The organism is Tardiphaga sp. 839_C3_N1_4 (assembly GCF_051811045.1).
Lineage (GTDB): Bacteria > Pseudomonadota > Alphaproteobacteria > Rhizobiales > Xanthobacteraceae > Tardiphaga.
Genome location: NZ_JBPWQD010000001.1, coordinates 3,507,694 through 3,526,600 on the forward strand (window position 1 = coordinate 3,507,694; position 18,907 = coordinate 3,526,600).

Below are 18,907 nucleotides of genomic sequence, written 5' to 3' on the forward strand. Positions count from 1 at the left end.
CCGGCACGAGATGATCGCGCCGGCTTTTTTGTTGGCTCGGATAACCCCTTAGCGCCGCTTGCGTGCGGGCGCCTGCGATTTCAGGGCCTGCGGATCGAAGCCGATATAGAAGATGTAGGAATCGCCTGCAGTGCCCGTCGGCACCGGATAGACGAGATCCTCGCCGACCAGGCTGAACGGCACGCTGGTCTCGCTGCCGAGTTGCACGGTGGTCTGGAACACCTTGGTGGCAATGGTCTTCGGCGTCACGCCTTCCTGCACCACGGCGACACGCAGCGGCACATCAACCGCCGCAGGCGCGCCGGCCGGCCCGACGATGACGCGGCCCTGGATGCCGAGCTTGACCGAGATCTGACCGGCATTGAGATCGCAGGAGCGCGCCGTCCGGGTGATGGTGGCCTGGAAGGCCAGATCGTTACCGACCGCGGGCTTGCCTGCAGCACCGACCGCATAGGTCGAGGCGCCCGGCCGGATGCTGACGCTCGGGCAGGTCAGATCGTTCTCATCGGTCTGCGGCGACTGCGGCGCGCCGACCTCGGTGGACTTGCCTGAGAACAACTGGGTGAAGCGATCGGTCATCGACGGGCTGCCGCCGCCGCTGCTGCTCGGCGACCCGCCGCCGAACATGCTGCCGCCGCCGCACCCGGCCAGTGTCAGGCTTGCTGCCGTGATCACCAGCAGGCCGCGGAGCGCGCCGGTGCGGCCGCTGATCGGCATCGAACGAATGTTGCGCATTTTGAAGATATCCCCGGAAATTCAGTCGTTGCGCAGCCCCGCCCAAGGCGTGCGCAGGGCCTTATAACAGCGCAATGGCGGCGAACCCAAGGCGCTTGAGAGAGGACAGATGCGCGCCATTGCGCCACATCCGGACATCGCGTTGCAGCACGACTACCCGCGGAAGTCCTCATGCAGCATGCCGTAAAGCAGGTGATCCTGCCAGATGCCATTGATGCAGAGATAACGCCGCGCCAATCCCTCGCGCGAAAAGCCGCATTTCTCCAGCACCCGCACCGACGGCAGGTTGGTGGGAATGCAGGCCGCCTCGATGCGGTGCAGGTTCAACTCGCCAAACAAGGTCGGCAATAGCACCCGCAGCGCCGCGGTCATAACGCCCTGCCCGGTATACGGCTGGCCGACCCAGTAGCCGATGGTGCCGGCCTGGACGATGCCCCGGCGCACATTGGCGAGCGTCACGCCGCCCAGCAGCGTGCCATCGGACTCGCGAAACACCAGAAAGGGATAGGCACGATCGGCCGCCGCATCGTCGGCATAGCGGCGCAGCCGGCGGCGAAAGCCGGAGCGCGTCAGGTCGTCTGACGGCCAGATCGGCTCCCACGGCGTGAGATAACCCCGGCTCAGCTCTCGCAGATCGGCCCATTGCGGAAAATCGCTCATCACGGGCGCGCGCAATGCAACGCCGTAGCCGCGCGGCGCCAGCGCCGCCGGCATGCTCGATGGCAAACGAAACAGGGCCATAGGCTCGCTCCCTGATGCCTCGGACCTCACCTGCCTAGTGAAGCAGGCTCTTGTCCTTGGCGCGGGTCAATCCTTCCGCAAAAGCCACCGCCGTGTCCAGCCCCCGGCCGCTGCCGAGCGCCGCCACGGCCGGGCGGCTGCGCGTCAGCAAGCCACGGGCGACATTACGGGTCGATTCCACGCTGACATCATCGATGCGCTGGACGAGCTCTTCCACGGTGAGCGGACGGCCATAGGCCAGCATGTGCCGCGCCAGCTGTTCGGCACGCGAGCTGCAGCTCTCCAGCGCCATCAGCAGACCGGCCTTCATCTGCGCCTTGGCGCGCGCGATTTCGGCTTCGGTCAACGTCTCGACCGACTCGTTGATGACATCGACGATGACTTCCATCATCTCCGGTGCATCGGTCGGATCGGTGCCGGTATAGAGACCGAAGAAGCCGGTGTCGGTATAGGGCGCGTGGAAGGTGTAGATCGAATAGCAGAGGGCGCGCTTCTCGCGCACTTCCTGGAACAGCCGCGAGGACATGCCGCCACCGAGAATGTTGGTGAAGACCTGCAGGCTGAACAGCGACAGGTCCGACTGCGGCAGACCTTCCAGCGCCAGCGTCAGATGCGCCTGTTCGAGATCGCGATTGACCACGCGGGAGCCGCCCTTGCCGAACATCGCCGGCTGCGGCTTCGGGGCTGCGGTGCCTTCGAAGCTGGAAAAGCGATCGGCGGCTTCATGCACGACCTGACGATGATTCACGGCGCCGGCCGCAGCCACCACCATGTCCGGCCCGCGATAATGCGTGGACAGGTAGCTCTGCAGCATGTCGCGGTCGAAGCCCTTCAGCGTCTTGGCGGTGCCCAGAAGCGAGCGGCCCATCGGCTGGTCGGGATAGCAGAGCTCGTTGAGATGTTCGAACACGACATCGTCCGGCGTGTCCTGCGCCGCGCCGATCTCCTGCACGATCACGCTCTTCTCGCGCTCCAGCTCGTCCGGCACGAAAGTGGGATTGGCGAGAATGTCCGAGAGCACATCGAGCGCCAGCGGCACATCGGCCTTCATCACGCGAGCATAATAGGCCGTGGTTTCCGTCGACGTGGCGGCATTGAGATCGCCGCCGACCGCCTCGATCTCCTCGACGATCTCGCGCGACGAACGCTTCTTGGTGCCCTTGAAAGCCATGTGTTCGAGCAGATGCGAGATGCCGTGCTCGTTGGGCTTCTCATCGCGGCCACCGACGCCGGTCCAGACGCCGAGCGCTGCGGTTTCCAGATGCGGCATGGTATCGGTGATGACCGTCAGGCCCGAAGGCAGTTTGGTAACTTCGACGGTCATCAGGACACTCCTTGCTTCGCAGCGCGGCTGACCGACAGCACGAACTGCTCAATATCGCTTTGGTCGTTCTTCATGACCTTAATATGCTCGGGCTTCGTCATCAGCCCTTCCAGATAGACCGGCAATGCCGGCCGCACGCCGCAAGCGGCTTCGACCGCATCAGGGAATTTCGCGGCATGCGCCGTCGACAGCACGACATTGGGCACATGCATCTCGGTGGTGTCGCGATCGGCGACGGCCAATGCCACGGCGGTATGCGGATCGATGAGGTCGCCGGTTTCGCGCCACGCCGCGCGAATGGCGGCAGAGGTCTCGTCCTCGTCGGCGCGGCCGGATTCGAAATCGGCACGGATCGCGGTCAGCACTTTCTCGGGCAGCACGAAACGACCGGACTGTTTCAGCGAGTCCATCAGGCCACGCACCAGCGCAGCATCGCGGCCGGAGGCTTCGAACAGCAGGCGCTCGAAATTCGACGACACCTGAATGTCCATCGACGGCGACGACGAAGCGTGAACCTCACGCACCTCGTAGATGCCGGTCTTGAGCGTGCGATCGAGGATGTCGTTGACGTTGGCGGCGACGCGCAGCTTGCGCACCGGCAGGCCCATGCGCTTGGCCACATAGCCTGCGAAGATGTCGCCGAAATTGCCGGTAGGTACCGTGAAATCAACGCTGCGTGCAGGCGCCCCGACGGCGACTGCCGAGGTGAAGTAGTAAACCACCTGCGCAACGATACGTGCCCAGTTGATCGAGTTCACACCCGACAGCGACACGGCGTCACGAAACTTGTGATGATTGAACAGGCCCTTCACGATCGCCTGGCAATCGTCGAAATGGCCCTCGACGGCGAGCGCATGGACGTTCGACGCGCCGGTCGTGGTCATCATGCGACGCTGCACGTCGGAGATGCGGCCGTTCGGGAACAGTACGACGAGATCGACATTGTCGCGGCCGGCGAATGCATCGACGGCGGCACCGCCGGTGTCGCCTGACGTAGCGACCACGATGGTGGTGCGCTCATTGCGCTTGGCGAGGACGTGATCCATCAACCGCGCGATGAGCTGCATGGCGACGTCCTTGAACGCCAGCGTCGGGCCATGAAACAGCTCGAGCACGAACTGGTTCGGCGCGGTCTGGTCGAGCGGCACCACGGCGGGATGGCGGAAGGTGGCATAGGCCTCATTGGCCATGCGCGCGAGATCCTCGTCGGAAATCTCGCCGGCCACGAACGGCCGGAGCACTTCGACGGCGACTTCCCAATAGGGCCGGCCAAACAGCGACGCGATGGTCTCGGCCGAGAGCTGCGGCCAGACCTCGGGAATGTAGAGGCCGCCGTCGCGGGCAAGCCCGGTCAGCATGACATCGCAAAAGCCGAGTTTCGGGGCCTCTCCCCGCGTCGAGATATAGGTCGTCAAGGCGTCCTCCAAAGGCGCGGAAACCGCCAAGCCTTTGATAATAATGGGGTTAAAACTTCACGCCGCGTGAAATCGAAGGGCACCATAATGGGTTTCGCCGGGCGAGGAAACCAACTTTGGCCGGGGTTCAGGCCCGCCGCTGGCCCCGGGTCCAGACCCCGAAGGCAATCGCCACGGCGGCAGCGAGGCCAAACCATGTGATGGCATATTGCATGTGGTCATCCTTGAGATGGATTTCGAGCGGCCCGGGCTTCGGAATGGCGTTGGCCGGCACGGGCGTTTCCAGATCGACATAGAACGGGGCAACGGGGCCCCAGCCGAGCGCCTGCGCCATGGCGCGCTGATCGCGGTTGAACCAGAGGCGTTTACTGACGTCGTCATGGGGCGTCAGCGTGCCCGCGGTTTCGGGGAAACGCAGATAGCCGGTCAGGGTTACGGGCGCGCCGGTGATGAGCTTCTGCACGGCGCGGTCCTGCTGGGCGCGATCCTGCATCGTGTTCTGCACGAAGCCGGCATTGATCACGACGGTCTCTCTGGATGCCAGTTGCGCCGGCAGGAAGGCCCATGTCACCGGGCCCGGCACATCCGGCCGCACCCCGGAGCCGGAGCTGTAGACCATGCCGTCCGGGACAGGTTTGTAGGTGGCCGAGAAGCTGACGCGGCGGAATTCATCCTTCGCAGGTGTCAGCGCCCCCCATGTGGATGGCAGCGGCAGCGCACCGGGCGCACCCGCAAGTCGCTCCGTGAGTGCGGCGATCAACGCATGTTTCTCGGTACGGCGCTGCAACTGCCAGAAGCCGAGACTGAGGAGCACACCGACGATGATGAGCGTGACGATGCCGAGACCGGTGATACTGCGCCGGCGCGCTGCAACAGTGTTCATTTCGGCGTGCGATCGATGAGTTGGCCTTCGGAGGCCTTGTGGTGGAATTGCAGGGCGATCAGCAGCGACTTCATGGAGCGCAACGGCAGCAGCGTGGTCGCGAGAATCAGCGGCAGCCACAGCGCCGCGTGCAGCCAGAATGGCGGCTGGTACTTGACCTCTACCACCAGCGCGCAGCCAACGACGATGGCACCGGCGAGCATGATGATGAAGATCGCCGGACCATCGCCGGTGTCGATGAAAGCATAGTCCAGTTCGCAACGCTCGCAGCGCGGCGCCAGATTGATGAAGCCGGCATAGAGCCTGCCCTCGCCGCAGCGCGGGCATTTGCAGGTCAGGCCGCGAATGACGGTCTGGCCGAGCGTGACGGGGGCAGCGGCTTGATCGGGCATCGAGTCGAATTCTCTCACGGCGCAAGCGCCAAACAAAAAGGGCGGCCCTGCGGCCGCCCTCTTGTAGCACCCGAATGCGATCAGTGCGCGGCTGCGCCGACGATAGGGCCGCCGTAGCCCCAGACATAGATCGTGACGAACAGGAACAGCCAGACCACGTCCACGAAGTGCCAGTACCAGGCGGCGAATTCGAAGCCGAGGTGCTGCTTCGGCGTGAAGTGGCCGGCATAGACGCGGAACAGGCAGACCAAGAGGAAGATGGTGCCGACCAGCACGTGGAAACCGTGGAAGCCGGTCGCCATGAAGAAGGTCGCACCGTAGATGTTACCCTTGAAGCCGAAAGCGGCGTGGGCGTATTCGAACGCCTGCACGCAGGAGAAGGCAGCGCCGAGCAGTACGGTGAGGATCAGCGCATACTTCACAGCCTTGCGGTCGCCTTCCAGCAGCGCGTGATGCGCCCAGGTGACGGTCGTGCCCGAGGTCAGCAGGATCAGCGTGTTGAGCAGCGGCAGGTGCCAGGGATCGAAGGTCTGGATGCCTTTCGGCGGCCAAACGCCACCGAACAGCGCTTCGCGGGTGGCATGGACGGGATCGCCGGGGAACAGCGACGAATTGAAATAGGCCCAGAACCAGGCGACGAAGAACATCACTTCCGAGGCGATGAACAGGATCATGCCGTAGCGATGGCTGATCTGCACCACGCGGGTGTGGTCGCCCTTGTACTGGGCTTCGCGAACCACGTCGGTCCACCAGCTTGCGAACACGTAGAGCACGCCGATGGTACCGACGCCGAACACGATGGGCGCCGCGGCATACATGTGATGCATCCAGCTGACCGCGCCGACCGCCATGATGAAGGCGAACAGCGAGCCTACCGCCGGCCACGGCGAGGGATCGACGAGGTGATAGTCGTGGTGCTTTGCTTGCGCCGTAGCCATTGCGGTTCTCTCCGTCAGCTGCGCCGGTTGAAGCCGGTGCGAGTTCTCTCAATTTTATAACTCGGAACGCTCCAGGATTTCTCCTGGAGGTTCCCCGTATCTCAGAGGTTTCCCTTGCGCTTGTCAGTCTCCGTCGCCGCCAGCGGCTTCGGCGCCTGATCGCGCAGGGGGTAGAACGTGTAGGACAGTGTGATCGACTTCAGTCCGTCATTCTCGCTATCCGCGGCCAGCGCAGGATCGACATAGAACACAACGGGCATTTCGCGCTTCTCACCGGGCGCCAGCGTCTGGTCGGTGAAGCAGAAGCAATTAATCTTCTGGAAAAATGCTCCCACCGTCAGCGGCGCCACATTATAGGCAGCCTGTGCCGAGGTGGTACGGGCGGACTGGTTGGTCACCGTATAGAACACGGTCACGACCTCGCCGATCTTGACCTCGATCTCACTCTGCTCCGGGACGAACTTCCATGGCAGGCCGCCCGACACATTGGCATCGAAGCGCACGGCGATCTTGCGTGCGATCGGGCCCGTCGCGGGTGCCGAACTCGCCACCATCGTAGTGCCGTTGAAGCCGGTGGCACGGCAGAACCAGTTATACAGCGGCACGGCGGCGTAGGACGCGCCGACCATGAACGCCACCAGCAGACCGCAAGCCGCAGCCACCGTCGCATCGCGACCGAGGCGCGGCTTGGAGGCTTTGATGTTCTGCGGCTGATCGGTCATGTCATTCAGCTTTTGGCATTACATGGGCCGAATGAGAACGGCCGGCCCCTTGACCATGGTGACGGCAAAGAACAGTACGACGAGAATGCCGAGCGCCCAGGCGATAGCCAGCGAGCGTTCGCGACGGCTTTTCTTCTGTGCTTCAGTAAGGACGATGCCTTCTGGCTCTTCAGGCTTGCGTTCGTTGTCCATTGGATCATGCGCCCCTCTACCAGACCAGCGGGAGGATGGCCTTCACGACCACCTCGAGCAGCAGAATGGCAAACAGCGCGAACAGATAGACGATCGAGAAAGCAAACAGCTTGCGCGTCGCGCGATTGGCAGGCGTGCCTTCGCGCAGACGATAGACCTGCACGGCGAGATACATCATGCCGGCGCCGAGGATCAGCGAAGCCACACCGTAGATGGCCGAGAAATAGCCGAGCGGCCAAGGCGCGACGGCAGTTGCGACCAGCACGACGGTGTAGAGCAGGATCTGCAGCCGGGTTGCGTCGGGACCGGCGACCACCGGCAGCATCGGCACGCCGGCGCGAGTGTAGTCGTCGTTGCGGAACAGGGCCAGCGCCCAGAAATGCGGCGGGGTCCAGAAGAAGATGATCAGGAATAGCAGGACCGGCTCCATCGAGAGCGTTCCTGACGCCGCAGCCCAGGCGACGACCGGCGGCAGCGCACCGGCTGCACCACCAATGACGATGTTCTGCGCGGTCCAGCGCTTCAGAGCGATGGTGTAGATCACGACATAGAAGAAGATGGTGAAAGCGAGCAGCGCGCCGGCCAGCCAGTTGACGAGGATGCCGAGCGTCATCACCGAGAAGAAGGCCAGCACCAGACCGAAGGTCAGTGCTTCCGGCCGGGTGACACGGCCGCGCGGAATCGGGCGGTTGGCAGTGCGCGACATCAGCGCGTCGATATCGGCTTCGTACCACATGTTCAGCGCGCCGGAGGCGCCGCCGCCGACAGCGATACAGAGGATCGAGGTGATCGCCAGCACCGGGTGATGATCGCCCGGCGCCAGGAAATAGCCGACCATCGCCGTGAACACGACCAGCGACATCACCCGCGGCTTGAGCAGCGCGATGTAGTCGGCAACACCCGCTTCGGAGATGCGGGGGGCAGACAGGTCGATGGCGTGGTGGTCGAGGACGGACAAGATCAATCTCACTTTGTTACACGCACTCCGCCGAAACCAGACTGGCCGCGGCGGAGGCATTCAGAGGCGCGGCGCCCGAAGGCGCCACGGATAGTCGTTACTTGATGCGCGGCAGCACTTCGAACTGATGGAAGGGCGGTGGCGACGTCAGCGTCCATTCCAGCGTGGTTGCGCCGGCACCCCACGGATTGTTCGCAGCCTTTTCCTTGCGGACGAAAGCTTCGATCACACCGTAGATGAAGATCAGCACGGCAAAGCCGGAGATGTAGGAGCCGATCGACGATACCAGGTTCCAGCCGGCGAAGGCATCCGGATAATCGACATAGCGACGCGGCATGCCCGACAGACCCAGGAAGTGCTGCGGGAAGAACACCAGATTCACGCCAATGAAGGTGACCCAGAAATGCGCCTTGGCGATGGTTTCCGAATACATGTAGCCGAACATCTTCGGGAACCAGTAATACCAGCCGGCGAAGATGGCGAACACGGCGCCCAGCGACAGCACGTAGTGGAAGTGCGCGACCACATAGTAGGTGTCCTGCAGCACGCGATCGACGCCGGCATTGGCCAGCACGACGCCGGTGACGCCGCCGAGGGTGAACAGGAAGATGAAGCCCACGGCCCACAGCATCGGCGCCTTGAACTCGATCGAGCCGCCCCACATCGTGGCGATCCAGGAAAAGATCTTCACGCCGGTCGGCACCGCGATCACCATCGTTGCGGCGACGAAGTAGGCCTGCGTCGCCGACGACATGCCGACGGTGTACATGTGGTGCGCCCAGACGACGAAGCCGATGCCGCCAATGGCGACCATCGCGTAGGCCATGCCGAGATAGCCGAACACCGGCTTCTTCGAGAAGGTCGAGATGATCTGCGAGATCATGCCGAAACCAGGCAGGATCAGGATGTACACTTCAGGGTGACCGAAGAACCAGAACAGATGCTGGAACAGGATCGGATCGCCGCCGCCGTCTGCGGCGAAGAAGGTGGTGCCGAAGTTACGGTCCGTCAGCAGCATGGTGATGGCGCCCGCCAGAACCGGCAGCGACAGCAGCAGCAGGAACACGGTGACCAGGATCGACCACACGAACAGCGGCATCTTGTGCAGGGTCATGCCCGGCGCGCGCATGTTGAAGATAGTGGTGATGAAGTTGATGGCACCGAGGATCGACGATGCACCGGCGATATGCAGCGCCAGAATCGCGAAGTCGACGGCAGGCCCGGGATGGCCCGATGTCGAGAGCGGCGCATACATGGTCCAGCCGGCACCAACGCCGTTGGCACCGGGCTCGCCCTCCACGAAGGTCGAAATGATGAGCAGCGCAAAGGCAGCCGGCAGCAGCCAGAACGACACGTTGTTCATGCGCGGGAAGGCCATGTCCGGCGCGCCGATCATCAGCGGCACCATCCAGTTGCCGAAACCGCCGATCATCGCGGGCATCACCATGAAGAAGATCATGATCAGGCCGTGCGAGGTGACGAAGACGTTGTAGGTGTGGCTTTCGTGGAAGATCTGGACGCCCGGATACATCAACTCGATGCGGATCAGGATCGACATGATGCCGCCGATGACGCCCGCCACGATCGCGAAGATAAGGTACATCGTGCCGATGTCCTTATGGTTCGTCGAATAGACGTAGCGCCGCCACCCCGTCGGATGCGCATGCGCATGATCGTCGTGGGCGTGATCGTCGTGAGCCGGTGTTGCCGCGGTCGTTGCCATTTTCAAATCCTGCTTTGTCTTCTTCTGGCAGTCTTTGGACCTTGCGGTCCCCTCGCCCTAATTTCTTACAGTGCGTGCGGAGCCTCGCGGCTCCGCCACCCGCTTACTGCGCCACAGCAGTTCCGGCCGAAGCGTAGGAATTCGCCGGATTGGACGCGAACTTCTTCTTCGCGGTCTCGACCCATGCGGTGAATTCCTGATCGCTGACGACGCGGATCGCGATCGGCATGAACGCGTGATCCTTGCCGCACAGTTCCGAGCACTGGCCGTAGAACATGCCGGTCTTGGTGGCCTTGAACCAGGTCTCGTTCAGGCGGCCCGGAACGGCGTCGATCTTGATGCCGAAGGACGGGATCGCGAAGGAATGGATGACGTCCGCGGCGGTCGTCTGCACGCGCACGACCTTGTTCACGGGAACGACGACTTCGTTATCGACGGCAAGAAGGCGCGGCTGCTTGTCGGTGGCCATCAGCGAGTCGAATTCGAACGGGCCGTTGTCGGGATAGCTGTAGGTCCAGAACCACTGCTTGCCGGTTGCCTTGATGGTCAGGTCGGCTTTCGGAATATCGAGTTCCAGGAACAGCAAACGGAACGACGGCACCGCCACTGCGACCAGGATCAGAACCGGGATGATGGTCCACGCCACTTCGATCAGCGTATTGTGCGTGGTCTTGGATGCGACCGGGTTGGCCTTGGAGTTGAACTTCATCACCACGATGACGAGAAGTACAAGCACGAACAGTGTGATGGCGGTGATCAGCCAGAGCAGGAAATTATGAAACCAGGTGATGTTCTCCATCACCGGCGTGGCGGCTTCCTGCAGCTTGAATTCCCACGGCGCGGGCTGGCCCATCACCTCTGCGAATGCAGCACCGCCAAAAGCAAGCCCGGCCCCAACAACTGCTAACCCCAGCAACCGGCGGCCAATCTGGCCCCTCGACATCCTCATGCCGCTCGCGCTCCCATATTTACTGTCGCATTTCGGCCTGTCGCCGAATTATGCCGCCCGATCCGCACCCTGCCAATTTGCCAAAACGCCCAAGTGATTGGCCTGGAGGCAATTGTTAGAATGCGTCGAAATCTAGCCTCTCAAACCATAATTCGCGGTCTGTCGCAATGCAGGAGTGGCGCATCCCGTAATGCATTCGGCGGTATTGAACGAAGGTCGCAATTGCTGCATGAAATCAGATATAAAGAGGCGTGCGGCAGCCGAACGGCGCTTGACAGCGGAATTGTCCGATGTAGGCACAGATCAGGCGATCGGCAGGATGCTGATTCGCGCCTGAGAGCGCTTTCGTGGCTCCGTGGATGCCTTCAAGGCGCCGTCATTGCCGTATCATTCCGTGGTCTGGAAAAATCCTCCGGACAGACAGCGTCAAGCGTGCTGCCCTGGACTACGACCACCACGTCACCGCCTAAGGAATCGACCCGGATGGGGCACTCGAAGTTGCAGCATAAACCGACCCTGAACCGCCCGGCCCGCGGGATTGCAGGCTGGCGCTGGCTGGCGCTCGGTTGTCTCGCCCTGGCGGCGATCGCCGCCGTCCCGGCTACCGCCAGCGCCCAGGGTGCGGTGCGCTCGGTTCATGGCGACTGGCAGATCCGCTGCGACACCCCGCCCGGTGCCCAGGCGGAACAATGCGCCCTGATCCAGAGCGTGGTGGCGGAAGACCGCTCCAATGCTGGCCTCACGGTGATCGTGCTGAAGACTGCCGACCAGAAGAGCAAGCTGATGCGCGTGGTGGCGCCGCTCGGCGTGCTGCTGCCGTCGGGCCTCGGCCTCAAGCTCGACAATCAGGATGTCGGCCGCGCCGGCTTCGTGCGCTGCCTGCCCAATGGCTGTGTTGCCGAAGTCGTGATGGACGACAAGCTGCTCGCCCAGCTCCGCACCGCGAAGACCGCGACTTTCATCATCTTCGAAACGCCCGAAGAAGGCATCGGCTTCCCGCTCAGCCTCAACGGCATCGGCGAGGGTTACGACAAGCTGCCATAGGCTTTGAACCCGGCAGCATTAGCCGGAACCACGCCCTCTGTAATAGTCCAGCAATCGCCGGGCATCTTCAGATGCCCAGTCCGCCTCGCCAGCAAGATATCCTTCGACCTGCCCCGTCGTCCCGATGAGATATGAGATAGGCATCGCGTAGAGGCTGAACGGAGTGTCCGGAGCAGCTACCTCGCCGGCACGCGCGACCAGTCCACCAGGGTCGATACCGACATCAAGGTGTCTCAGCTTCAGGCTGCGTACGAACGAAGCAACGTCTGCGCGATCGGTGGCAATCGCAATAACCTGCAGATTCGCGCGCGTCTCGATATCCTGCAGCCGATCAAGGATCGGCAACTCGGTCTTACACGCCGGGCACCATGTCGCCCAGAAATTGACCAGAACGACCTTTCCTGGAAACGCGGTCAGATAGACCGGCTTGCCGACAAGGCGAGGCACCGCAACGGACGGGATCGGACGCGCTCCCCGGATGACAGTGAACTGATGCCGCGCGGTGCCAAAGGGCGGCGGCCCATCAGGCCGCGCATCCGCGGCAGCGCCCCCCGCCGCCAATGCGGCCGTCGTGGCCAGTGCCCCTTTGAGCAGCGTACGTCGCGAGATTGGCGAGCGAGCAATAGCCCGTCCGCGATGCGGTATTGTCACGGTCCAGCCTCCGATGGGCATCAAATAAGGTCGCGAAGGGTGCCGCTCAGGATCGGATATAGGACCAACCCGCTTCCTGTAGCTCGATGATCCGTCCAGGCCCGCTCGGAACCATCTGGACATTGTCGATAAACGAAATCGGATGCCCCTCGCTGCGCTCCATGCCGAGCTTGGTCGCTTCGCAGACCACGAAGCGAACGTCGGGCGTGAGAGCCTGGACGACCTTCAGCAGTTCCTTGACCGGCGACGTATCCACTCGAAACATATGAATGCCGGCGTTGTAAGCGACGATTTCGATCGAGAACTCCTGCTTCGTCTCCCGGTAGTATTTCGGCAGGTTCAGCGACGTCGAAATCAGTGCTCTCATGACGGTCGGATCGTCAGTGTTGATCTGCAGTACGAGACGATGTGCCTTGACCGCCGCAGGCTTCGTCTCCGGCGCCCACTGCTTTGAAATGGCGGACCCTGCATCCGTCAAAGCCAGGGTGACGAATAACGGTGCCGCAAATGCCAGACCGAACGCCACCGTGGCCAAAGCCTTGCCGCTATAACTCCGCATTGAAATCATCACTTGCACTCGAACACACTGAAACGTTCGGCTTTTGCCAACGGCATCCGTGGATGGCGGATGAGAGCGACGAGCGCTCGCTACCTGAGGATCATGCTGCGCTTGGCGTAAGCCACGATAGCGCTCAATGCGAGCAGCACGATCGCCGGAATCGGTGAGCCGCCAATGACAAACACATGGGTAAAAATCGCACCGATCATGATGCAGCACAGGAGGACCGCGCCAAACGCGACCGTTGAGGGAATGATGATCAGGGCTGCTCCGAATATCTCGAGCGTGCCGGTCAGATAGCGGAACCATTGCCCAAGACCGATATGTTCGAACTCTTCGACGAGCATCGGCACGCCGTAAAGCTTGGCAGTCCCCGCAGCAGCGAACGCCAGAGCGAGCAAGCCCCTGACGGCCCAGAGACTGATGGAGGTCCAGCGCCGCGGCGCTGACGAGGTGACGGAAGACGATGACATGGGCGGCTCCGAAGATGGTCAAAACGGTTTCGGCGGCGCGGCTGACGGCAAAGTCTGCTTCAGATCCACGGCGCGCTTTCGAAGCACAAATTTCGGCAGTAAGATGAAAAAGACAAGTAGAATGCTTTTTCTGAGATAGTATGAAAAACATGACTAATGGAAAAACAGGCGATATCGCGCTCCCCGAATGTCAGGAGGGCCGGGAAGTAGAAGATTTTCATCGGGCGCTGGGGATGATTACCGGCAAATGGAAATGTGAGATCCTCTGGCAACTGGTCCAGAGCAAACACCGGTTTGGAGAACTGCAGCGAGCGATTCCGAGTGTCACGCAACACATGCTGACGACGCAACTGCGCGATCTCGAGTCCAACGGGCTCGTCAAGCGCACGGTCTTCGCCGAGATCCCTCCGAGGGTGGAATATGAAATCACGGAATCGGCGAGAGCGCTCAGGCCGGTCTTCGACGAACTGTTCCGATGGTCGCAGGCGCATTTCTCTGCGATGCAGGCCCGATCCGCGACCTCATCCGAATCCGACGAGAGCGCAGCACCCCTGACTCATCCTTGATCCGGGAACGGAGCGCCTTACTCGCCGGGCACCAGCCCGACCGCATGACGGCGCCCGGGCTTCGATGCCGCGCGCAGGCGGCGGCGCGAGAAATACAGGATGAAGCCGGTCACGGTGAACAACGGCATCAAGGCCGCGGCCAGCAAGAACACGATGCGGCCGGGCAATCCCAGGAACGCACCGGTGTGGATGTGCAGCACCGCGGCCAGAATGCGCTCACCGAATGTCTTGTCGTTGTAGAGCTCTGCCGACACCATGCGGCCGGTCACGCCATCGATGCGGAAATCGTCGCGCGCTTCATCGAATGACGCATCCTTTGCCACCGAGCGGATACGCACGACACTGCCCGGTCCGTTCGGCACCTGCATGATCGCCATCGCATAGCGGCTGCCTTGATCAGCCAGAAACGTCGACCAGACCTTGTCGAGTGACGGAGTCGCAGGCGCATCAGCGGCAGGTGCTTTGGCGCCCCCCTTTGCTCCGCGCATGGCCGGCGCACTCGCAGCGGGCTTGCTCGACAGAAGCCAAGTGGCGCTGGCCTTGTACCAGTCGAACGACCACCAGAGGCCGGTGAGAATGGTCACCAGATAGACCGGCAGCAACCACGTGCCGACGACGCTGTGCAGCGACCTGTGAAACGGACGGCCGGGCATCGCCAGATTCGGCCTCAGCCAAGCCTTGATGCTGCGGACACGGCGCGGCCAGCGCAACACCATCCCGGAGATCAGCAATACGAACAGGCCAAGCACGGCGACGCCGGTGATCAGACGGCCATAGCCATTGCCGTTGCCCGGCAACAGCAGAAAGCGATGCAGGTTGCGCAGGGTCGCGAAGAAGCCCTCCCCCTGCATCGCAGAGACGACGCGGCCATCATAGGGATCGACATAGACCGACGAGCGCTCCCCAGTCTCGCTGCGGGCAAAGCGCATCCGCACCGCCGTGCCGGGCTCGCTCGAAAAGACGATGAGACCAACCTTGCCCGCCCCCGGCACTGCCTGAACCCGCGCCACCAGCTCATCAGGTCCGAGCACAGGTGCGGGCCGCGGATCCACCTTCGTCACATCGCGATTCAGCGCAGCGACGATCTCGTCCTCGAAGCTCAGCATGGCGCCGGTCAGACCGATCAGGCCGAGGATCAGCGAGATCGCCAGGCCGATGATGGAATGGACTTGCAAGAATGCGGATTTGGTTCGTGAGGCCATGAAAAGCGACAGTATCTCTCTGGAAAAGACCGCGTCCCGGCCTTTTGGCCCGTCGACGAACGACGATGTCCTCATACCCTGCGAAGGACGCCGCTACCATCAATCCCGGCACCCGGAGATTTGTAATAGTTCCAATCGGAACCGGAGGCAGAAGCGGGCGGGTGCCATGACACCATTTGGCGCCGCAGATCGGCTCTCCCTTTTTCCCGCCGCAGCACCTATCTTTGTTTAAATCGCCTGTTTCGCCACAGGTTACGCCATTGTAAGGCGACCCATCCCCGGGTTGTCGCTACAAATTGAAATCGTGGCCCCGCGCCTGGCGCCGGGGCCGCGCCGCTGACATTGGAGCCTGCATGACCAGCCCAGCCACCACCTCCCTGATCGACCGCGCCCATCTGGACCGCGACGAGGTTCGCCGCGAGCTCATGCGGGGGCTTCAGGGAGCTGACGATGGCGAGCTGTTTCTCGAATACAGCCAGTCCGAGGCGCTCGGTTTCGACAACGGCCGGCTAAAGCAGGCAACCTACGACACCGCGCAGGGTTTTGGCCTTCGCGCCGTCAAGGACGATGCGGTCGGCTATGCGCATTCCTCCGACGTTTCGATCCCGGCGCTGATCCGTGCGGCCGATGCGGTCAATGCGGTCCGTGGCGGCTATGCGGGCACCTTTGCCGCAGCGCCTTCGCATACCAATGTGCGGCTCTATAGTGACGACAATCCGCTGGACGCGCCGGGCTTCGAGGCCAAGGTCAAGCTACTGGCGGAGATCGACGCCTATGTGCGCGACAAGGACCCCCGCGTCCGCCAGGTCTCGGTCTCTCTCGGCGCCACCTGGCAGGTGGTGGAAATCCTGCGCCCGGACGGCGAGAGCTATCGCGACATTCGCCCGCTGGTCCGCGTGAATATCTCCGTCGTGGCCGGTCAGGGCGATCGGCAGGAAAGCGGCTCCAAGGGTTATGGCGGCCGCGAGGGCTATGCGCGCTTCATCGAGAGCGGTTCGTGGCACACGGCAGCCGACGGCGCGCTGCGCGAGGCACTGGTGAACCTCGAATCGATCCCGGCCCCTGCCGGCGAAATGGATGTCGTGCTCGGCCCCGGCTGGCCCGGCGTGATGCTGCATGAAGCCGTCGGCCACGGGCTCGAAGGCGATTTCAATCGCAAGCAGACCTCGGCTTTTGCCGGCCTGATGGGCCAGCAGGTTGCCGCCAAGGGCGTGACTGTCGTCGATGACGGCACCATCTCGTCGCGCCGCGGCTCGCTGTCCATCGACGACGAAGGCACGCCGACCAATCGCACAACGCTGATCGAGGACGGCATCCTCGTCGGTTACATGCAGGACCGCCAGAACGCGCGCCTCATGGGCATGAAGCCGACCGGCAACGGCCGCCGTCAGGGCTATGCCCATGTGCCGATGCCGCGCATGACCAACACCTACATGCTGGCCGGCCAGCGCGATCCCGCCGAAATCCTCGCCTCGGTGAAGAACGGCATCTATGCGGTGAACTTCGGCGGTGGCCAGGTCGACATAACCTCCGGCAAATACGTGTTTCAGTGCACCGAGGCCTACAAGATCGAGAACGGCAAGATCGGCGCCCCACTCAAGGGCGCGATGATGATCGGCAACGGTCCGACCGACCTGCACCGCATCAGCATGATCGGCAACGATCTCGCGCTCGATGACGGCATCGGGACTTGCGGCAAACACGGCCAGGGCGTGCCGGTGGGCGTTGGCCAGCCGACGCTGCGCATGGACAAGGTGACCATCGGAGGAACGGGCTCGTGACCACGGATACGGAAACCACAACCGTCGCATCGACCGCAAAACGCTGGTCCGGTCAGTTGGCACAGATCGTCGCGATCGTCGGCATCGTATTCGTGGCAAAGGGCGCGCTCGCCGAGCCGTTCTATGTGCCGTCGGCCTCGATGGAACCGACGCTGCTGATCGGCGATGCACTGCTCGCAACCAAATTTCCCTACGGCTACTCAACAGCCTCGCTGCCGATCCATGTCTCCCTTCCCGAGACCGGCCGCGTCTTCGCGACCACGCCGAAGCGCGGCGATGTCGTGGTGTTTCGCTGGCCCGGCGACCGCTCCCAGGTCTGGGTCAAGCGCGTGATCGGCCTGCCCGGCGATCGCGTCGAACTGCGCGGCGGTCAGGTCTGGCTCAATGGCGTCGCGACGTCGGTGAAGGCCGACGGCATCGGTGCCGCGGAAGACGATAGCGGCGGCTCCGAACCGGCGCATCGTTATGTCGAAACCCTGCCCGGCGGCGTGTCGCATCCGATCTTCAAGCTGCGTGACAACGGCCGCCTCGACAACACGCCGGAAGTCGTCATTCCCCCCGACCATCTGTTCGTGATGGGCGACAACCGCGACAACTCTGCCGACAGCCGCGTTCCGGTGTCGCAAGGTGGTGTCGGCCTGCTGCCGATGGACAACCTCGTCGGCCGCGTCGATGCCATCGTCGGCTCATGGGATCTCGGCGTGCGCAACCAGCCGGTCACCAACTGGCTATCGGGCTTCCGCATGGCGCGATTCTTCACCGGGGTGCATTGAGCGCCGCGACAGCAGCTCAGAAGTAAGCAATCGCGCGGCCGCATATGGCGACCGCGAACCAGATGGCCATTGATGCCAGCGCGCCTTGCCGCGCACCCGCAGGCATCGGTGACAGCGGCGGCAACGCGGCGATCTTCGGCATGATGATCGCCTCAACCCAGACGACATTGAGCAAGCCCAGCGCGATCAGAGCCGCCTTGATCTGAAACACGCGGTTCAGCACCACATGACTCGCTTCGGCGGTAAACAGAATGCTGCCGGTGAGCACGAGGCCGAGAAATCCGGCAATGGCAAAGCGGCGCGCCCTGCGCAGCAGCGGACCGGGCGCCGTTGCAGCCAACCCGCCCGCGAGCCGGACATCCATCACCGCAATGGCACCGGCGAAGAACATCAGCGCGACGATGTGGCCGATATTGGCGGACATATAGAGCCAGCGCGATTGCCGGATCGCAGCGCCAATTGCGGACGCCTCCATGGCCATGAAGATTGCGGGTGCGCCCTCGGTCATGGGCCGGGCGCTATCGTAGTTCGTAGGTTTTGCCGTCCACGGTGATGCGTTCGGCGCGCATCTCGTCCTTCTCGACGGTGGATGGATAGCCGAAGGCCGAGACCGTCTTGCCGACAGCCACGATATCGGCGGATGCCCCGCGCGCCGTCATGCGAGAGGTCGGCGCAAGAGTGACGGTCCAGGCCTTGTCGGCCCCCTTGATCACGATCGTCGCGTGCGGATTCTCGAATTTGCTGTTTTCGACAGGACCGTTCACGGTGACCGGATTGGCAGCGTCGTAGCTGCCCCAACCGTGATGGGCGACGGCGGCGACCGTCGTAACAGCAATCAGTAATCCAGCGAATGTCACTGCGGGCAGGAGACGCGTCATGGCTCAAC

General features: G+C 62.8%; 22 protein-coding genes. 4 read left to right on the plus strand and 18 right to left on the minus strand.

The features are described 5' to 3' along the window. Positions 1 to 48: 48 nt before the first annotated feature. From AB8A38_RS16815 to coxB, 12 genes are all read right to left on the minus strand, one after another. Positions 49 to 735 carry a hypothetical protein gene (locus AB8A38_RS16815; RefSeq protein WP_439086732.1) on the minus strand — a complete coding sequence of 229 codons (687 nt, stop codon included), beginning with the start codon at positions 733 to 735 and terminating at the stop codon, positions 49 to 51. A 153-nt stretch (positions 736 to 888) separates the two neighbouring features. Continuing rightward, positions 889 to 1,476, minus strand: a complete 588-nt coding sequence (locus tag AB8A38_RS16820) for a GNAT family N-acetyltransferase (protein ID WP_315840334.1) — start codon at positions 1,474 to 1,476, stop codon at positions 889 to 891. Between the two features lie 34 nt (positions 1,477 to 1,510). Next, positions 1,511 to 2,800 (minus strand): M16 family metallopeptidase, encoded by a 1,290-nt coding sequence (locus AB8A38_RS16825; protein WP_439086734.1) that lies wholly within the window; start codon positions 2,798 to 2,800, stop codon positions 1,511 to 1,513. Further along, positions 2,800 to 4,215, minus strand: a complete 1,416-nt coding sequence (gene thrC / locus AB8A38_RS16830) for a threonine synthase (protein WP_439086735.1) — start codon at positions 4,213 to 4,215, stop codon at positions 2,800 to 2,802. The genes AB8A38_RS16825 and thrC overlap by 1 nt, the downstream gene beginning before the upstream one ends. A 127-nt stretch (positions 4,216 to 4,342) precedes the next feature. After that, positions 4,343 to 5,098: an SURF1 family protein gene (locus AB8A38_RS16835; RefSeq protein WP_439086736.1), complete on the minus strand. Its 756-nt coding sequence runs from the start codon at positions 5,096 to 5,098 to the stop codon at positions 4,343 to 4,345. Beyond that, complete coding sequence (locus AB8A38_RS16840; protein WP_439086738.1) at positions 5,095 to 5,490, minus strand: DUF983 domain-containing protein; 396 nt, start codon at positions 5,488 to 5,490, stop codon at positions 5,095 to 5,097. Before AB8A38_RS16840 ends, AB8A38_RS16835 begins: the two co-directional genes overlap by 4 nt. An 80-nt stretch (positions 5,491 to 5,570) precedes the next feature. Further along, the gene (locus AB8A38_RS16845) at positions 5,571 to 6,428 is read right to left on the minus strand and encodes a cytochrome c oxidase subunit 3 (RefSeq protein ID WP_089266832.1); all 858 of its coding nucleotides are present in this window, start codon (positions 6,426 to 6,428) and stop codon (positions 5,571 to 5,573) included. A 101-nt stretch (positions 6,429 to 6,529) separates the two neighbouring features. Then, entirely contained in the window at positions 6,530 to 7,150 is a 621-nt protein-coding gene (locus tag AB8A38_RS16850) for a cytochrome c oxidase assembly protein (RefSeq protein WP_439086739.1), read from the minus strand. Positions 7,151 to 7,168: 18 nt separating this feature from the next. Further along, positions 7,169 to 7,342 carry a CoxF protein gene (locus AB8A38_RS16855; RefSeq protein WP_092140163.1) on the minus strand — a complete coding sequence of 58 codons (174 nt, stop codon included), beginning with the start codon at positions 7,340 to 7,342 and terminating at the stop codon, positions 7,169 to 7,171. A gap of 16 nt (positions 7,343 to 7,358) precedes the next feature. Continuing rightward, the gene (locus tag AB8A38_RS16860; RefSeq protein ID WP_439086740.1) at positions 7,359 to 8,300 is read right to left on the minus strand and encodes a heme o synthase; all 942 of its coding nucleotides are present in this window, start codon (positions 8,298 to 8,300) and stop codon (positions 7,359 to 7,361) included. A 97-nt stretch (positions 8,301 to 8,397) separates the two neighbouring features. After that, the gene (gene ctaD / locus AB8A38_RS16865; protein ID WP_439086741.1) at positions 8,398 to 10,023 is read right to left on the minus strand and encodes a cytochrome c oxidase subunit I; all 1,626 of its coding nucleotides are present in this window, start codon (positions 10,021 to 10,023) and stop codon (positions 8,398 to 8,400) included. A gap of 103 nt (positions 10,024 to 10,126) precedes the next feature. Continuing rightward, positions 10,127 to 10,972, minus strand: coding sequence for a cytochrome c oxidase subunit II (gene coxB, locus AB8A38_RS16870; protein ID WP_089266828.1), 846 nt, complete (start codon positions 10,970 to 10,972; stop codon positions 10,127 to 10,129). Between the two features lie 483 nt (positions 10,973 to 11,455). On the opposite strand from coxB, the gene AB8A38_RS16875 reads away from it, so the two are divergent. After that, positions 11,456 to 12,016, plus strand: a complete 561-nt coding sequence (locus AB8A38_RS16875) for an invasion associated locus B family protein (RefSeq protein WP_315840327.1) — start codon at positions 11,456 to 11,458, stop codon at positions 12,014 to 12,016. Between the two features lie 18 nt (positions 12,017 to 12,034). Here AB8A38_RS16875 and AB8A38_RS16880 read toward each other — a convergent pair whose 3' ends face one another. The 3 genes from AB8A38_RS16880 to AB8A38_RS16890 all read right to left on the minus strand — a co-directional run bounded on the left by AB8A38_RS16880 (position 12,035) and on the right by AB8A38_RS16890 (position 13,699). Beyond that, on the minus strand, positions 12,035 to 12,667 hold the full coding sequence (locus AB8A38_RS16880; RefSeq protein WP_315840326.1) for a TlpA family protein disulfide reductase: 633 nt from the start codon (positions 12,665 to 12,667) through the stop codon (positions 12,035 to 12,037). Positions 12,668 to 12,713: 46 nt separating this feature from the next. Beyond that, entirely contained in the window at positions 12,714 to 13,226 is a 513-nt protein-coding gene (locus tag AB8A38_RS16885) for a DsrE family protein (protein ID WP_439086742.1), read from the minus strand. An 89-nt stretch (positions 13,227 to 13,315) separates the two neighbouring features. Beyond that, on the minus strand, positions 13,316 to 13,699 hold the full coding sequence (locus tag AB8A38_RS16890) for a DoxX family protein (protein ID WP_315840324.1): 384 nt from the start codon (positions 13,697 to 13,699) through the stop codon (positions 13,316 to 13,318). 233 nt (positions 13,700 to 13,932) lie between these two features. On the opposite strand from AB8A38_RS16890, the gene AB8A38_RS16895 reads away from it, so the two are divergent. After that, positions 13,933 to 14,265 carry a winged helix-turn-helix transcriptional regulator gene (locus AB8A38_RS16895; protein WP_439088544.1) on the plus strand — a complete coding sequence of 111 codons (333 nt, stop codon included), beginning with the start codon at positions 13,933 to 13,935 and terminating at the stop codon, positions 14,263 to 14,265. Between the two features lie 17 nt (positions 14,266 to 14,282). Here the strand turns inward: AB8A38_RS16895 and AB8A38_RS16900 are convergent, their stop codons facing one another. Then, on the minus strand, positions 14,283 to 15,467 hold the full coding sequence (locus tag AB8A38_RS16900) for a PepSY-associated TM helix domain-containing protein (RefSeq protein ID WP_439086743.1): 1,185 nt from the start codon (positions 15,465 to 15,467) through the stop codon (positions 14,283 to 14,285). Positions 15,468 to 15,820: 353 nt separating this feature from the next. Between AB8A38_RS16900 and tldD the strand changes: the two genes are divergently transcribed. Both tldD and lepB read left to right on the plus strand, forming a co-directional pair. Continuing rightward, the gene (tldD, locus tag AB8A38_RS16905) at positions 15,821 to 17,248 is read left to right on the plus strand and encodes a metalloprotease TldD (RefSeq protein WP_439086744.1); all 1,428 of its coding nucleotides are present in this window, start codon (positions 15,821 to 15,823) and stop codon (positions 17,246 to 17,248) included. Then, a complete protein-coding gene (gene lepB, locus AB8A38_RS16910) occupies positions 17,245 to 18,021 on the plus strand; it encodes a signal peptidase I (protein ID WP_320446419.1) in 777 nt (258 codons plus the stop codon). Before tldD ends, lepB begins: the two co-directional genes overlap by 4 nt. A gap of 16 nt (positions 18,022 to 18,037) precedes the next feature. On the opposite strand, the gene AB8A38_RS16915 is transcribed toward lepB, so the two are convergent. Both AB8A38_RS16915 and AB8A38_RS16920 read right to left on the minus strand, forming a co-directional pair. Next, positions 18,038 to 18,529 (minus strand): DUF6644 family protein, encoded by a 492-nt coding sequence (locus AB8A38_RS16915; protein WP_439086745.1) that lies wholly within the window; start codon positions 18,527 to 18,529, stop codon positions 18,038 to 18,040. A 10-nt stretch (positions 18,530 to 18,539) separates the two neighbouring features. Next, positions 18,540 to 18,899: a DUF6152 family protein gene (locus tag AB8A38_RS16920; protein WP_439086746.1), complete on the minus strand. Its 360-nt coding sequence runs from the start codon at positions 18,897 to 18,899 to the stop codon at positions 18,540 to 18,542. Positions 18,900 to 18,907: the final 8 nt, after the last annotated feature.